Origin of the sequence: Microtetraspora sp. AC03309 (assembly GCF_020826795.1) — a bacterium.
In the GTDB taxonomy this organism is placed as follows: domain Bacteria; phylum Actinomycetota; class Actinomycetes; order Streptosporangiales; family Streptosporangiaceae; genus Microtetraspora; species Microtetraspora glauca.
Genome location: NZ_JADDIL010000030.1, coordinates 56970 through 72930, shown reverse-complemented (window position 1 = coordinate 72930; position 15961 = coordinate 56970). Strand labels below are relative to the sequence as shown.

12 protein-coding genes are annotated in these 15961 nt (G+C 71.3%); all 12 read left to right on the top strand.

Annotated elements, in window-relative coordinates; all coding sequences use genetic code 11:
* Positions 1–205 precede the first annotated feature (205 nt).
* The 12 genes from glgP to IMZ11_RS19375 all read left to right on the top strand — a co-directional run bounded on the left by glgP (position 206) and on the right by IMZ11_RS19375 (position 15910).
* Positions 206–2803, top strand: a complete 2598-nt coding sequence (gene glgP, locus IMZ11_RS19430; RefSeq protein WP_228643437.1) for an alpha-glucan family phosphorylase — start codon at positions 206–208, stop codon at positions 2801–2803.
* Between the two features lie 108 nt (positions 2804–2911).
* Positions 2912–5038 (top strand): glycogen debranching N-terminal domain-containing protein, encoded by a 2127-nt coding sequence (locus tag IMZ11_RS19425; RefSeq protein ID WP_228643435.1) that lies wholly within the window; start codon positions 2912–2914, stop codon positions 5036–5038.
* Positions 5039–5053: 15 nt separating this feature from the next.
* On the top strand, positions 5054–6145 hold the full coding sequence (locus IMZ11_RS19420) for a glycosyltransferase family 4 protein (protein WP_228643433.1): 1092 nt from the start codon (positions 5054–5056) through the stop codon (positions 6143–6145).
* Positions 6146–6206: 61 nt separating this feature from the next.
* Positions 6207–6980 carry an enoyl-CoA hydratase/isomerase family protein gene (locus IMZ11_RS19415; RefSeq protein ID WP_228643431.1) on the top strand — a complete coding sequence of 258 codons (774 nt, stop codon included), beginning with the start codon at positions 6207–6209 and terminating at the stop codon, positions 6978–6980.
* A gap of 114 nt (positions 6981–7094) precedes the next feature.
* Entirely contained in the window at positions 7095–7475 is a 381-nt protein-coding gene (locus IMZ11_RS19410) for a hypothetical protein (protein WP_228643429.1), read from the top strand.
* A gap of 2 nt (positions 7476–7477) precedes the next feature.
* On the top strand, positions 7478–8773 hold the full coding sequence (locus tag IMZ11_RS19405) for a DUF6395 domain-containing protein (protein WP_228643426.1): 1296 nt from the start codon (positions 7478–7480) through the stop codon (positions 8771–8773).
* The gene (locus IMZ11_RS19400; RefSeq protein ID WP_228643423.1) at positions 8770–9612 is read left to right on the top strand and encodes a M55 family metallopeptidase; all 843 of its coding nucleotides are present in this window, start codon (positions 8770–8772) and stop codon (positions 9610–9612) included. The genes IMZ11_RS19405 and IMZ11_RS19400 overlap by 4 nt, the downstream gene beginning before the upstream one ends.
* Before the next feature lie 60 nt (positions 9613–9672).
* On the top strand, positions 9673–11196 hold the full coding sequence (locus tag IMZ11_RS19395) for an FAD-dependent oxidoreductase (protein ID WP_228643421.1): 1524 nt from the start codon (positions 9673–9675) through the stop codon (positions 11194–11196).
* Positions 11196–11708 carry a YbaK/EbsC family protein gene (locus IMZ11_RS19390; RefSeq protein ID WP_228643418.1) on the top strand — a complete coding sequence of 171 codons (513 nt, stop codon included), beginning with the start codon at positions 11196–11198 and terminating at the stop codon, positions 11706–11708. Before IMZ11_RS19395 ends, IMZ11_RS19390 begins: the two co-directional genes overlap by 1 nt.
* Before the next feature lie 126 nt (positions 11709–11834).
* Positions 11835–12476: a serine/threonine-protein kinase gene (locus IMZ11_RS19385; RefSeq protein WP_228643416.1), complete on the top strand. Its 642-nt coding sequence runs from the start codon at positions 11835–11837 to the stop codon at positions 12474–12476.
* Entirely contained in the window at positions 12473–13933 is a 1461-nt protein-coding gene (locus tag IMZ11_RS19380) for a hypothetical protein (protein ID WP_228643414.1), read from the top strand. The genes IMZ11_RS19385 and IMZ11_RS19380 overlap by 4 nt, the downstream gene beginning before the upstream one ends.
* A gap of 12 nt (positions 13934–13945) precedes the next feature.
* Positions 13946–15910 (top strand): serine/threonine-protein kinase, encoded by a 1965-nt coding sequence (locus IMZ11_RS19375; RefSeq protein ID WP_228643412.1) that lies wholly within the window; start codon positions 13946–13948, stop codon positions 15908–15910.
* The last annotated feature ends 51 nt before the right edge of the window (positions 15911–15961 follow it).

Here is a 15961-nt window from a genome sequence, read left to right as displayed (position 1 = left end):
CACTCTGACACCCCGTCCGGCGGGGCGGTAGCCGTACGATCACGATGGGCATCACCGGAGAAGGTCTGCTTTGGTGATGTTTGAGCTGGTTTCTTAATGGTGAGAGCGCTATGCAGGGTGGCGCCCCCCGCGCCGGGAGGTGCTTTCCCTGGACACGAGTGTTTTGGTCGCGCGCCGTGGCGCTGAGTAACTAGGGTCTGGCCCCGTGAGAGCAATCCGCAGGTTCACCGTCCGTACCGTCCTTCCTCCCGAGCTCGCGCCGCTGGGCGAGCTGGTCCATAATCTGCGCTGGTCATGGCACCCGGAGACGATGGATCTGTTCGCCGAGGTGGATCCCGAGGTCTGGGAGCGGGTCGGTCACGACCCGGTCGCGCTGCTCGGCGCGGTCGAGGCAGACCGGCTGCGCTCGCTCGCCCAGGACCGGCGGTTCCTCCGCCGGCTGGCCGACGCCTCTGACGATCTCCGTGAGTACATGACCGCGCCCCGCTGGTATCAGTCGCTCGAGGGAGGTCCCGCCGCCGTCGGCTACTTCTCGCCCGAGTACGGCATCGCCGCCGCGCTGCCGCAGTACTCCGGCGGCCTGGGCATCCTGGCGGGCGACCACCTGAAGGCCGCGAGCGACCTCGGCGTGCCGATCCTCGCGGTGGGGCTGCTCTACCGGCACGGCTACTTCTCGCAGTCGCTCTCGCCCGAGGGCTGGCAGCTCGAGCACTATCCGTCGCTCGATCCCGGTGGTCTGCCGCTCACCCTCCTCAAGAACCGGGACGGCTCTCCCGCCCGGATCAGGATCGGCCTGCCGGGGCCGCGCACCCTGCACGCCCAGATCTGGGTGGCCCAGGTCGGCCGGGTGCCGCTGCTCCTGCTCGACTCCGACGTCGCGGAGAACGACGCCGCGGCCAGGGACGTGACCGACCGCCTCTACGGCGGCGGCGGCGACCACCGCCTGATGCAGGAGCTGCTGCTCGGCATCGGCGGCGTCCGCGCGCTCCGGGCGTACTGCCGGATCACGGGGCACCCGGAGCCCGAGGTGTTCCACACCAACGAGGGGCACGCGGGTTTCCTCGGCCTCGAACGCATCCGCGAGCTCACCGAGGCCCGGCTCTCCTTCGACGAGGCGCTGGAGGCCGTACGCGCGGGCACCGTCTTCACCACGCACACCCCGGTCCCCGCGGGGATCGACAGGTTCCCGGTGGAGATGATCGCCCGCCAGTTCGGCGGCGCCAACGCGTGGCCGACCGTGAACGTCGAACGCATTCTGGAGCTGGGCGCCGAGCCCGACGCCGTGGAGGGCGAGAAGCCCGTCTTCAACATGGCGGTCATGGGCATGCGGCTCGCGCAGCGCGTCAACGGCGTGTCCCTGCTGCACGGCAGGGTGAGCAGGGAGATGTTCCACGGGCTGTGGCCCGGGTTCGACATCGACGAGATCCCCATCGGATCCATCACGAACGGCGTGCACGCCCCGACGTGGGTGGGCCGCGAGATGATGGAGCTCGCCGACAGGGAGCTGCCCGAGCTGGTCGAGACCGGCCAGGGCTGGGACGCGATCCAGAAGATCCCCGACCAGGAGCTCTGGGCGATCCGCGGCAAGCTGCGGGCCGGTCTCGTCACGGAGGCGCGCAAGCGGATCAAGCAGTCCTGGCGTGAGCGCGGCGCGTCCGACGCGGAGCTGGGGTGGGCCGACGAGGCGCTGGACCCCGAGGCGCTGACGATGGGCTTCGCCCGCCGCGTGCCGTCCTACAAGCGCCTCACGCTCATGCTCAGCGATCCCGACCGGCTCCGCGCGCTCCTCCTCGACCCGGAGAAGCCCGTCCAGATCGTGATCGCGGGCAAGGCCCACCCCGCCGACGAGGGGGGCAAGAAGCTCATCCAGCAGATCGTGAAGTTCGCCGACGAGGAGGACGTGCGGCACCGCATCGTCTTCCTGCCCGACTACGACATGGCGCTGGGCCGGCTCATGGTCACCGGGTGCGACGTGTGGATGAACAACCCGCTGCGCCCGCTCGAGGCGTGCGGCACCTCCGGGATGAAGGCGGCGCTCAACGGCGGTCTGAATCTCTCCATCCGCGACGGCTGGTGGGAGGAGTGGTACGACGGCAACAACGGCTGGGCCATCCCGACCGCCGACGGCGTCGCCGATCCCGAACGCAGGGACGAGCTGGAGGCCGCCGCACTCTACGACCTGATCGAGCGTGAGGTCGCCGACCGGTTCTACGACCGCGCCGCCGACGGGCTGCCGCGGCGCTGGATGGAGATGGTCAAGCACACCCTGACCTCTCTCGGGCCCAAGGTCCTCGCCGGGCGGATGCTCCGCGACTACGTCGGCGACCTGTACGCCCCGGCCGCCGCCTCGGCGCGGACGTTGTCCGCGGACGGCTATCGGGACGCCAAGGCGTTCGCGGCCTGGAAGCTGCGGGTCACCCGCGCGTGGCCGGGCGTGCGGGTCGAGCACGTCGAGGCGTCGGGCATCGGTGACACCCCCGAGCTCGGGGCCACGCTGGAGCTGCGCGCGACGGTCGCGCTGGGCGAGCTGTCCCCGGACGACGTCCGGGTCCAGGCGGCGTACGGACGGGTCGGGGCGCACGACGAGCTGATCGATCCGGCGTACGCCACGCTGACGGTGGAATACACGGGCGACGACGGCCGGGCCCACTGCGTCGGGACGCTGCCGCTGGACCGCACGGGGGCCTTCGGTTACACCGTCAGGGTGGTGCCCGACCATCCGCTCATGGCGTCTCCGGCCGAGCTGGGCCTGATCGCCGTGCCCGAGGAGCCTGTCGGCATGACCAACGGCACCCTCCGCTGACCCTCCCTCCGGGACCGGGCGTACGGCATTCGGACTGCTCCTCGCGGGATCGGAACCCGCAAAGGGGCAAACTGGATGAATCGGGCGAAACCGGTCCTGGGGGGGATCATGAGCGGTTGGACGTTCGAGGGGCAGCCGACCGCGCTCGGGGGCGCGACGGTGACCCTGGTCGAGGGCGGCTCCTTCTGCGTCTCCGGCCGGAACGGCGACATCGTGGCGGGTGGCGCCGAAGGGGTCTACCACGCCGACACCCGGTTGCTCTCCCGCTGGGAGCTGCGGGTGGACGAGGCTCCGATCGAGCCGTTGCAGGTGTTGCCGGCCGAGCCGTACCACGCGGCGTTCCTCAGCAGGACGCGGCCGCGGCCCGGACGCGTGGAGAGCACCCTGCTGGTGTTGCGCGACCGCTACGTCGGCGGCGGGCTGCGCGAGGACATCACGCTGCGCAACCTCTCCGACGAGCCGGCGGGATGCGTGGTCGAGATCCACGTCGGCTCGGACGTGGCCGACCTGTTCGAGGTCAAGACCGACCGCATCCGCCACGTCGCCGACATCGACGTCACCAGCAGCCCGGACGGCCTGCGGATCTACTCCATGAGCCGGGGCAGGGGAGTGTCCGTCGTCTCCACCGGCGTGCTCGCCGTACCCGGCCTGCTGACCTTCCGCGTCGTCGTCCCGGCTCGGGGGGAGTGGCGTACGGCGGTGCACGTGAACCCCATCATCGAGGGGGAGGAGTCGCAGGCGTGGTTCTCCACCCTCGAACGGGCGGAGCCGGCCGTACGGCGGGCCGACTGGGAGCGGCAGGTCCCGGTCGTCGCGTCGCAGGACACCTTCCTCACCCGGGCGCTGCGCTGCGCGAGGGAGGATCTGGGGTCGCTGCGGCTGTTCGAGCCCGACTATCCGGACGACCCGCCGTCGATCGCGGCCGGCGCTCCCTGGTTCATGACCCTGTTCGGCCGTGACTCGCTGCTGGCCTCGTGGTTCGCGCTGACGCTGGACCGGTCGCTCGCCCTCGGCACGCTGCGCAGGCTGGCCAGGCTGCAGGGCACGCGGGTCGACCCGCTGACTGAGGAGGAGCCGGGCAAGATCCTGCACGAGCTGCGGTTCGGCGTGTCCACCCCCACGTCGCCTCTCGGTGGCAACGCGTACTACGGCTCGGTCGACGCGACCCCGCTGTTCGTCATGCTCCTCGGCGAGCTGCGCCGGTGGGGCCTGCACCGGGAGGCGGTGGAGGAACTGCTCCCGCCCGCCGACGCGGCGCTGGCCTGGATCGAGAACTACGGCCTGAAGGACGATTTCCTCTGGTACTGCAGGAAGACCGACCAGGGCCTGGTCCACCAGGGATGGAAGGACTCCTTCGACGGGGTCAACTTCGCCGACGGCACGCTGGCCCGCCCGCCGATCGCGCTCGCCGAGGTGCAGGGGTACGTGTACTCCGCCTACATCGCGCGCGGCCACTTCGCCCACGAGGCGGGCGACACCGAGACGGAGCGGCGGTGCACGGAGCGTGCCCAGCGCATCCGCGAGGCGTTCAACGAGCGGTTCTGGCTGCCGGACCGGGGCTACTACGCGATCGGCCTGGACTGCAGCGGCGTGCCCATCGACAGCCTCGCCTCCAACATGGGCCACTGCCTGTGGACCGGCATCATCGCGCCGGAGCGGGCCGCCGCCGTCGTCGAGCACCTGATGTCGCAGGCGATGTTCAGCGGCTTCGGCGTCAGGACGCTGGCCACCGACATGGCCGCGTACAACCCGATGAGCTACCACAACGGGTCGGTCTGGCCGCATGACAACGCGATCGTGGCCAATGGGCTGATGCGCTACGGCTTCGTGGAGGAGGCCCAGCGGGTCATCACGGCCGTGCTGGACGCGGCCAAGGCGTTCAATGGGCGCCTGCCCGAGCTCTTCTGCGGGTTCGGCCGCGCGGAGTTCCCCGTGCCGGTGCCGTACCCGACGTCCTGCTCGCCGCAGGCGTGGTCGGCGGCCACTCCCATCAGCATGATGCGGACCCTGCTCAGATTCGACCCCTGGGTGCCGTACCAGAAGATCTGGATCGATCCCGTGCTGCCCGAGGGGTTCGGGTCGCTGACCCTCACCGGCCTGCGCCTCGCGGGAACCCGGATCGGCATCGAGGTCGACGAGAAAGGCGGCACACGGGTCTCCGGCCTGCCGGAGACCATCGAGGTCCTCCACAAGGCGCGTCCCCCGATCAGCGCGATGGTCACGGACAACAGCTGACGACCGGAGGTGGGGATGGAGTCGCGGAACGAACTGTGGCGAGGGCGCGGCGCCCTCCGGATCGCCATGATCGCGCCGCCGTGGTACGAGGTCCCGCCACGCGGCTACGGGGGCATCGAGTCGATGGTCGCCGACCTGGTCGCCGGGCTCGTACGGCGGGGCCACCAGGTGACGCTGATCGGCGCGGGCCGCGGCGTCGACCTGCGCACCTACGAGCAGCCGCCGTCCCAGCGGATCGGGGACCCGATGCCGGAGGTGCTGCACGCGGCCAGGGTGGAACGGATGCTGGAGGACCTCGTGGTCGACGTGGTCCACGACCACTCGCTGGCGGGGCCGCTCGGCGCGGGCAGCCGGGCCGCGCCGACGGTGGTCACCTGCCACGGCACGGTCACCGGCGAGATGGGCGACTACTACCGGGCGCTCGACGGGAACGTCGCGCTGGTCGCGATCTCGTCCGCGCAGCGCGCCCGCGGCTCGCGGCTCGACTGGGCCGGGCGGGTGCACAACGCGGTGAACGTCGCGTCCTTCCCCTTCCGCGACCTGAAGGAGGACTGGGTCCTCTGGCTCGGCCGCTTCAATCCCGACAAGGGGGCGCATCTGGCGATCGAGGCCGCCCGCGCGGTGGGGCGCCGCATCGTCCTGGCCGGCAAGCGGTCGGAGGAGATCGAACACGCCTACTTCGAGGCGTACGTCAAGCCCCGGCTGGGCCAGGGGGTCCAGTACGTCGGGGAGGCGGACGCCGATCTGAAGCGTGAGCTGCTGTCCAAGGCCCGCTGCCTGCTGTTCCCTCTCCAGTGGGAGGAGCCGTTCGGCATGACCATGATCGAGGCGATGGCCTGCGGTACGCCGGTGGTGGCGCTCGACCGGGGGGCCGTCGCCGAGATCGTGGTGGACGGGGTCACCGGCTTCGTCAGGAAGGAGCTGGGCGAGCTGCCCCCGGCGATCGAGGCGTCGGGTGACCTGGATCCGGCGCTCAGCCGCGCGCACGTCGCCCGCAACTTCGACGTCCCCGCCATGGTCGGGGGATACGAGCGCGTGTACCACCAGGTCGCCGTGCCGGGCCGGACACCGGGATCACCGCGCGATCTTCCTCTGGCCCAGTCGTAAGGTGGTCACGCCATCGGAGCGCGCCAGCCAGCGCGTCAGCTTACGGAAGGACGACGGTGTCATGGGCGAGTTCGTCAGCGTTGAGATCACCGACCAGATCGCGACCATCCGGCTCGACCGGCCCAAGATGAACGCCCTCAACCGGCAGGTCCAGGAGGAGATCGCCGAGTGCGCGCGGATCGTGGACGCCGATCCGCTGATCGCCGCGGTGATCCTCTACGGGGGCGAGCGGGTGTTCGCCGCCGGTGCCGACATCAAGGAGATGGCCGCCATGTCCTACGTGGACATGGCGGCGCACTCGCGGACGCTGCAGGAGTGTTTCACCGCCGTCGCCGAGATCGGCAAGCCCGTCGTCGCGGCGATCACCGGGTACGCCCTGGGAGGCGGGTGCGAGCTCGCCCTCTGCGCCGACTTCCGCGTGGTGGGGGAGAGCGCCAAGCTGGGCCAGCCGGAGATCTCTCTGGGCCTCATCCCGGGCGCGGGAGGCACCCAGCGGCTGCCCCGCCTGATCGGGCCGGCCAGGGCGAAGGACCTGATCTTCACCGGCAGGCACGTGGACGCCGCCGAGGCGCTGGCCATCGGGCTTGCGGACCGGGTGGTCCCGGACGACGAGGTCTACACCGCCGCGCTGGAGCTGGCCTCGACCTTCGTCGGAGGTCCCGCCGTGTCGCTCCGCGCGGCCAAGCAGGCGGTCGATCGGGGACTGGAGGTCGATCTCGACACCGGCCTGGAGATCGAGCGGCTCCAGTTCTCCGCTCTGTTCGCCACGGAGGACGCCAAGGAAGGCATGGGGGCGTTCGCGGAGAAGCGCCGTCCCAAGTTCACCGGCCGCTGATCCGCCCGGCGTACACGCTCATCCGCATATAGCGACAAATGCCGACATGAGGCGATGGGTACAAATAGATATTGATCACAAAGGCCGATGGCTTTGCCGCTATGGTGTCGGTTCATGCGGTTCGTCTTACGCGCGCTGATTCCTTCACGGCTCCGTCGGGCGGTGCGTTCCCGGATCGACGCCCGATACGTCAACAAGGCGGAGCATCGGAAAGACATCAAGGACGCCCTGTGGGAGGTCCAGGTGCTGCGCCGGGAAGTCGTGTCCCTGCGCAGTGAGGTCGATCGGCTGCGGCAGGTGGTGATCACGCCGCCCAAGGCGCCCACGGTCGACCTCCGGGGAACGGACGCGCATCGGCTCGCGACCGAGACCGCCGACGCCCTCGATCGCCTGCTGCAGAACGAGATGCTCGTGTGGCAGGCGATCGACGCGCTCAGAGCCGAGATCAGGACCGAGTTCCAGGCCAGGGCCGTCGTGACCGTGGACGCGGAGTAGCCGTGCGCGTCACCTGGACCGCCGGGGGACGGGACGACGAGGGAGCCCCCGGGGCGGGGAAGGGCGACCGCGTCTGGCGGCTCACCTTCATGCTCGACCCCGAGGACGCCACCACCGGCACCTGCACCGACGGTCAGCGTCTGGAACTGCGCACCAACTCCTGCCAGGTACGGCTCCCGCCCGCCGCTTCGGCCCAGCCGTCCGCCCGGCCGTCCACTCAGCCGTACGTGCATCCGGACCTGCTCGCGGTGGCGGCCTGGACGGTGGTGGCGCCGTGGACCGGGAGGCGGGTGACCTTCGACCGGCCGATCTCCCCGGCACTCGCCGAGGCCGTCCACGACGGATGGGGCGTCGAGGCGGGGCCGGTCGGTGCGGAGCCGAGGTCCGGGACGCGGCTCGCGATCTCCTACAGCGGTGGCGCGGACTCCGTGGCGGTGGCCGCGATCCTCCCGGACGCCCCGCTGGTCCACTTCAAGCGGATCAGCCATCCCCGGGTCCCGAACCGGTGGACGCACTACCGCTCCGACGTGCTCGCCCGCCTCGCCGGGCAGACCGGCCGCGAGCTCAGCATCGTGACGTCCGATCTGGAGTTCCTGCTCTCCTATCCCCGGCCCGGCTATCCCGAGCACCACGCGGTGGCCGCCGGCGCGCTCCTCCTCGCGGACGAGCTCGGCCTCGGGGGCCTCGCGATGGGCTACGAGCTCGGATCCCGCTGGCTGGGCGGCGACAGGTACGTGCACAGGTACACCCCCGACAACCCCATGTGGGCCCCGCACGGGCGATGGGGCCGCGTGTTCGCGGCCGCCGGGCTGCCGGTCGTGCTGCCCGTCGGGGGCATCAGCGAGGCCATGACGATGCGCGTCGCGCTCGAGTCCGAGCTGCGCGACCAGGTGCGCTGGTGCCTGCGCGGCTCGGGCGACGGCCCCTGCGGCACCTGCGGCAAGTGCCTGTACAAGGAGCTCATCCAGGCCGCCGTCGAGCGGCGCCCGCTCGCGACCTCGCTCACCGCGAGCAGCGCGGTCGCGCGCAAGTGGCAGGAGCCGCCCCCGTACGGCGGGCAGGAGATGATCGAGTACGGCTGCGCGCGGGTGCCCGGGATCGAGGACACGCCGTTCGCGCGGGCCGCCGAACACCTGCGGGCGACCGAGGAGTCCACCCGCTGGCTGGACCACTGCTATCCCCCGGCGATCGAGGAGATCCCGGAGCCGTGGCGGAAGCAGGTCGCGACATACATGGAAGGCATCGGCCTGATGACCCCGGACGAGATCGCCCGGGTGGAGAACTGGGGGGTCAGTTGAAGATCTACGTGTCCGTGGACATGGAGGGCGTCACCGGGTTGACCGACCCGGAGGAGATGCACGCGGGCGGCCGGGGCTACGAGCGCGGCTGCGAGCTGATGACGGGCGACGCCAACGCCGTCGCCGCGGGCGCCTTCGACGCGGGTGCCGAAGCCGTGCTGATCAACGACGCCCACGGGTCGACCAAGAACCTGCGGATCGACCTGATCGACCCGCGCGCGACGCTCATCCGGGGGCCGGGCAAGCCGCACCGGATGGGGCAGGGGCTCACCCCGGACTTCGACGCCGCCTGCTTCGCCGGGTACCACGCGCGGGCGGGCGTGCAGCACGGCGTGCTCAACCACACCTGGATGGGCAAGGAGATCCAGAACGTCTACCTCAACGGCGAGATCTGCGGGGAGACCCGGCTGGTCGCCGGGTTCGCCGGTTCGATGGGCGTTCCCATCGCGCTGATCACCGGAGACGAGGCCGTCTGCGAGGAGGCCCGCGAGCTGCTCGGCGACGTGGAGACCGTGGCCGTCAAGAAGGGCGTCGACCGGTTCTCCGCCGAGCTGCTGCCGCCGAGCGTCGCCCAGGCCCGCATCCGGGAGGCCGCCGCGCGGGCGCTCGGCCGGCTGGGCGACTTCCGGCCCTACGCCGTGACGCCGCCGTACACGCTGGGCGTCGAGTGGAACTCGACCGCGATCGCGGCGGGCTGCGCGATCGTTCCCGGCACCCGGCAGGTCGGCCCCCGGCACACCGAGTTCAGCACGGACGACTACCGGGAGATCATGGCGCTCTTCGGCATCTTCGCCATGATCGCCGGACAGGTCGCGTGCGGCAGCGGGATCTACGGCTGAGGCGGACCCGGTGACGACGACGGTCACGAGCGGCACGGGGTCGGCGGGATGAGCGGCGCGATGGGAGGGACGCTCACGCGGCGTGGGCTCCTCGTCGGTCTCGGCGCCGCCGGAGGCGCGGGCGCGATGTACGCCGCCATGGGCGCGCTCGGGCTGGCCCCCGACCGGCAGGCGACGGACTACGCCCCGCCCCGGGCCTCCGACTTCGCGTTACGCGGCCGCGCCGGGGCGAAGGTCGTGATCCTCGGCGCGGGCGTCGCGGGGCTCGCCTGCGCGTACGAGCTGGGCAGGGCGGGCTACGACTGCACGGTGCTGGAGGCGCGCGACCACGTCGGAGGGCGGAACCGCACGCTCCGCCACGGCGACCGGCTTCCCGAGATCGCGGGAGAGACCCAGGAGGCGAAGTTCGGCGAGGGGATCTACTTCAACGCGGGTCCCGGCCGGATCGCCCAGTGGATGATCACCCTTGACTACTGCCGCGACCTGGGCGTCCCCATCGAGGTGTTCGTCAACGAGAACCCCAGCGCCTACGTCTACACGAGCGGCATGGCGACCCCGATCCGGGCGCGTACGGCCCGAGCCGACACGTACGGCTACCTCAGCGAGTTGCTGGCCAAGGCGACGAACGAGGGCGCCCTCGACCGGCGACTGACCGGGCAGGACAAGGAACTGCTGCTCGACTTCCTGTCGGCCTTCGGCGACATCGGCGACCGGTACGCGTACGCGGGCTCCGAGCGCAGGGGCGAATCCACCGGCGGGCCGCCCTCGCTCAGCGAGGTCCTCGGATATCGGATCGGCAGGACGGTGAGCTTCGGGCTCGCCTATGACCAGGCCATGCCGATGTTCCAGCCGGTGGGCGGCATGGACGCGATCGTCACCCGGCTCGTGGACGCGGTCGGCAAGGACCGGATCCGCACCTCCGCCCCGGCCGAGAAGATCACCAACCGGCCGGACGGCGTCGAGGTCGCGTACAAGGGCGGCTCCGTCAGGGCCGACTACTGCATCGCCGCGCTGCCGCCGAACGTTCTCGCGCGGGTGCCCGGCAACCTCGACCGCCGCACCGTGGACGCGCTGTCCACGCCCAAGCCGGCGTCCGCGGGCAAGATCGGGCTGGAGTACCGGTCGCGCTGGTGGGAGAGCGACGACCACATCTACGGCGGCGTCACCGAGACCGATCTCGACATCTCCCACATCTGGTATCCCTCGCACGGGTTCCACGGCCGGAGCGGGCTGGTCGTCGGCTACTACAACACGGGATCGGACGCCGACGCCTACGCGCGGCTGAAGCACGCCGAGCGGCAGCGCCGGGCGCTCGACCAGGGCATGAAGATCCACGGGGAGAAGTACCGCAGCGCGCTCGCCTCCAGCGTCTCCATCGCCTGGCAGCGCCAGCCGTACATCGAGGGGGCCTGGATGGCCTGGCCCTCCTACGAGGGCGCTTTCTCGCTGCTGCAGAAGCCCGACGGCAGGGTCTACTTCGCCGGAGACTGGCTCACCCATCTTGTCGCGTGGCAGGCGGGCGCGTTCGAGTCGGCCCGTAATGTGGTCACCCAACTGCACGAGCGTGTGTTGAAGGAGTCCTGATGCTCGACTGGGTGCCCGTCGCCGACCGGATCGACCTGCTCGCGGACCCCGTGGCGAAAGCGGTCCAGGAGACCGGCGCGGACCTGAGGGTGGCCGAGATCGATCCCGCGCTCTCGGACACCGCCGCGTTCTGCGAGCGGTACGCCGTGGCCCCGGAGGACTCGGCCAACTGCGTGATCGTGGCGGGCAAGAGGGGCGGCGAGGTCCGGTACGCCGCGGTGCTGGTGCTCGCCGAGGACCGGGCGGACGTGAACGGGGTCGTCAGGAGGCACCTGGACGTCCGGAAGGTCTCCTTCGCCCCGCAGGCCGAGGCCGTCGAGCTCACCGGCATGGAGTACGGCGGCATCACCCCGATCGGGCTTCCCGCGGCCTGGCCGGTGCTCGTTGACGAAAATGTGACCCGGCGGGACTTCATCGTGATCGGAAGCGGCGTGCGCCGCTCCAAGCTGGCACTTTCCGGGAAGGCACTGGTCGCGGCGACCGGCGCGGAGGTGCTCTCCCTCGCCATGTGACGGTCCCCGGGGGCCTCGTGACCGTCACATGGGAAACCGAATGACTGTTCCATGCGTTGTCACGAGCAGGATGTGGCGCGATGGTTCAGTCATGGACGGTGCTTTAGTCGGTATGGTGCTTACGCCATGAATCAGGACGACCGACTGGGCCCCTACCGGCTGCTACGGCGGCTCGGTGAGGGCGGCATGGGCGTGGTCCACCTCGCCCTGGATCCGCACGGGAGGCAGGTGGCCGTCAAGGTCCTGCGCCCGGAGGTCACTCAGGACGACGTCGCTCGCAGGAGACTGTCGCGCGAGGTCGAGACGATGCGGCGGGTGCGCAGCGCGTACATCGCGGAGGTCCTCGACGCCGACGTCACGGGCCACCGGCCCTACATCGTGACCCGGTACGTGCCGGGCCGCCCGCTGGATGAGATCGTCAAGCAGGACGGTCCGCTCTCCGTGGACGCGCTGCTGCAGGTCGCGAGCGGTGTGGCCGAGGCGCTCGCCGCCGTGCACGCCGCCGGAGTGATCCACCGCGACCTGAAGCCGGGCAACGTGCTCATGCTCGACGGGCGTCCGGTCCTGATCGACTTCGGCATCGCCCAGGGGGTGGACGCCACGCGCCTCACCCAGACCGGCATGTTCATCGGGACACCCGGCTATCTCGCGCCCGAGATCATCGAGGGGCACGAGGCCGGTCCCGAGGTGGACGTGCACGCCTGGGCGGGCACCCTGCTCTACGCCGCCACCGGCCTGCCCCCTTCGGCAAGGGCACGCTGGAGATGATCTTCTACAACATCACCTCCGGCAAGGCCAACGTCAGCGCCGCTCCCGCGCTGGTCCAGCCGGTGTTGCGCGCGGCGCTCCAACGCGAACCGGCCAAGCGCCCGACCGCCGCCGAGCTGAGCCGGCAGGTGAGCCTGCTCATGGCGCGTGGCGGCAGGGCGCGCGTTCCCGACGAGATCACCACGGTCCCGAACGTCGACGAGACGACCGGCCGTCCGGTGCCCGTCGTCGGCGTCCCCGGACAGCCCGTTCCGCCGCGGCAGCAGCCCCAACAGCATCCACAGCCTCATCAGCAACAGCAGCAACAGCAGCAGCAGGGCGTGCCGCCATGGCGGCCTCCCACCTCGCCGTCCCTGCCGTCGCCCGCGTCCACGCCCGCCACGCCTCCGGCGGAGGAGTTCGTCTCGCTGCTCGGCGATCCCACGTCGTCGGGCCAGCCCGGCGACCCGTTCCCCACCGTGCGGGTGACCGGCGAGGACCTGCGCCGGGCGGGCGTCACGTCCGGGAACCCGGCCCGCCCCGACGAGGCGCCCACGCGGTACGCGCCGCAGACCGGCCCGCGCACTCCTGTCCCGCCGGTCACGCCGCCCACGACTCCGCCGTCCCAGACGCCCCAGACGCCCTGGCAGGCCGCGCCGAAGACTGGCGAGACGGACGTGCCGACCCGCAGGGTCAGGCCGGAGGAGCTCCGGGGCGCCTATTCCCAGCAGTCGTTCTTCGAGCAGGCGCCGGAGATCTACGAGCAGACGCCGCACGTCCACCAACCGCATCCGGCGCCCTTCCAGCCGACCGTGCGCGTGCCACCGCCTCCGGTGGCCGCCTCCGGGTCGGCGCCCGGCACCCCGCTCCAGCGCTCCAAGGCGTACGGCGTGGCGGGCGCGATGTTGCTGGTCCTGGTGGTGGCCCTCGCGGTCATCGCGCCCCTGCTCGTCACGCTGGTGGCGCTGCCGGCCACGATCCTGCTGCGCGCCGCCGACATCGCGCAGCCCCAGCTGAACGGCCGCAGGCCGCCGGCCGCCGCGGCGGCGGACGTGCTGCGCGTGCTCGGCCAGCCGGCCGCGCTGCTCAGGTCGGTCGGCATCACGATCGCGCTGGTGCCGTACGCGCTGATCCTCGGACTTCCGGTGACGCTGCTGCTCACCGTGCTCGTCGCGAAGATGTCCACGCTCGACGCGCTGAGCTGGGGCATCGCCGTGGCGTTGTGGACGGTGTGCGCGGGGCCGGGAGTGGAGGGTCCGAGCCGGCAGATGCGGCGCACGCTCGCGTCGCTGGTGCCGACGAGAAGTGCGGCGACGGCGCTGGCCTGGGGGGCCGGAGCAGTCGCCACGGTGGTGACGGCGATTGCGCTGACCGGCCTGATGGGTAAACACGTAGGGGGACACTTCATGGGTCCCGTCAACGTGCCCTCGGTGGTGCAGGACCTGAACCAGTTGCGTAACAAAGCAGGGAATCAGTGACGGGGGACGGACATGTCGGCGACTGAGGCTCCGGAGAGGATCGGCCCTTACCGGCTGCTCCGCCAGCTCGGCGAGGGCGGCATGGGGGTGGTCCACCTCGGCCTGGACGAGGAGGGGCGCGAGGTCGCGGTCAAGGTGCTGCACCAGCACGTGGCCTCCGACCTCAAGGCGCGCGACCGGCTCACCCGCGAGGTCGAGACCATGCGCCGGGTACGCAGCCCCCGCGTCGCCGAGGTGCTCGACGCCGACCTGATCAGCGACACGCCGTACATCGTGACGAGGTACGCCCCCGGGCGGACGCTGGAGCAGACCGTCCTTGAGGACGGTCCGCTTCCGGACGACGACGTCGTCCGGCTGGCGCGCGGCCTCTGCGAGGCGCTGGTCGCCATCCACGCCGCCGACGTCATCCACCGTGACCTCAAACCGGCCAACGTGATGCTCGTCGACGGCGAGCCGCTGGTGATCGACTTCGGCATCGCGCACCTGGTGAACGCCACCCGGCTGACCCAGACGGGCATGTTCGTCGGCACACCCGGATACCTCGCCCCCGAGATCATCAGGGACACCGAGATCACCCAGGCGGCCGACGTGCACGCGCTGGCCGCGACCGTGTTCTTCGCGGTCTCCGGCAAGCCGCCGTTCGGTTCTGGCACGTTCGAGTCGGTCTGCTACAACATCCTGGAAGGCAAGGCGCAGATCGACCTCGCGCCGCCGTGGCTGCATGGATGGCTGCGCCTGGCGCTGGCCACCGACTCCGCGTCACGTCCCACGGCCGGGTCCCTCCTGCGGCTGTCCCGGGCGCTCGACCCGTCCGTGACCGCACTCCAGGAGGTCGCACGCGACGGCGGGACCAGGGTCCTCGACGCGTCGGCCCTCAACGGGCACGGGTCCGTCGACGGCACCAGGGTCATGGACGACGCCGTCACCCCCGCCGTGCCGTACACACCGTCAGGGGTGCGGGAGGACGACAGCTACTCCGACCTGCTTCCTCCGGTGAACTATGTCGAGCCGGAGCGTCCCCGCAGGGAGCCGCGCCAGTCGAGGCAGTCGCCCGCCAGGGCCGTTCCGCCGTCTCCTCCCGGTTTTCCGCCGGGTCAGGGCCATCCGCCGCCCTACCAGCCCGCTCCGTACCCGCCGCCGTTCCCGGACCAGAGAGTGGCGGGATATCCGCCGGCGCATTCCGGGCACGTAGCCGGGCCGCAGGGCGTCCCGCCCGGGCACACCGCGCCGCCCGGCCCCCGGATCATGCCTCCGGCGCCGACCGGCCCGGCCGCGCAGGCCCGGCCGTACGCGCCGGAGCAGGAACGACCGCGCTACCGCACCAGGCATCCGGTCCTGGCCGGGCTGCTGCTCACCATCCTTGTCGCGCTGGCCTGCCTCCTCCCGGTGACCGTGAGCCTGTTCGCGATCGTGGCCGCGCTCTGCCTCCGGGTGGGGCACTACCTGCTCGGCGACCTGGCCGAGCGCCGGTCGGTACGCGGCAGCAGCGGGGCCGACCCGATCCTCGCCGTGCTGGGCACGCCGTGGGCCCTGATCAAGTCGGTGTTCGCCACGCTGGTCCAGGTGCCGCTCGCGGCGATGTTCGGCATGTGCGTGTGGGGCGCGCTCGTCTACATCGGAAAAATGGGCACCGATCCGGCCGCCGCCTACGCGGCGGGCGCGTTCGTGGCGGGGCTGTTCGTCCTGCCTGGCGGCGGAGCGCCGCGCAAGGCGGTCGCCCGCACGCTCACGGGCGCGATCCGCAGTCCGGGCGCGGGCATGGTCGTCGCGCTCGTCGTCGGCACGGTGGCGTTCTTCGCGGTGATGACGGCGCTCTCCGCGGACCCGTCCTGGGCTCCGTGGCGGCCGCCGTCCGTGGCCATCGACGACATCGTGGGGAGCCTGAAGGCGAAGGGCGAGGACACCGTCGTCAACCTGATCGGCGGTCTGATCGGAGACATCACGAAGAGGATCGGTCAGGCAGTTCTCCCTTTCTAGTCCTAACCAGTCCTTAGAGAGTCCTTTGGTACTGGCGGGGCACCATGGAGT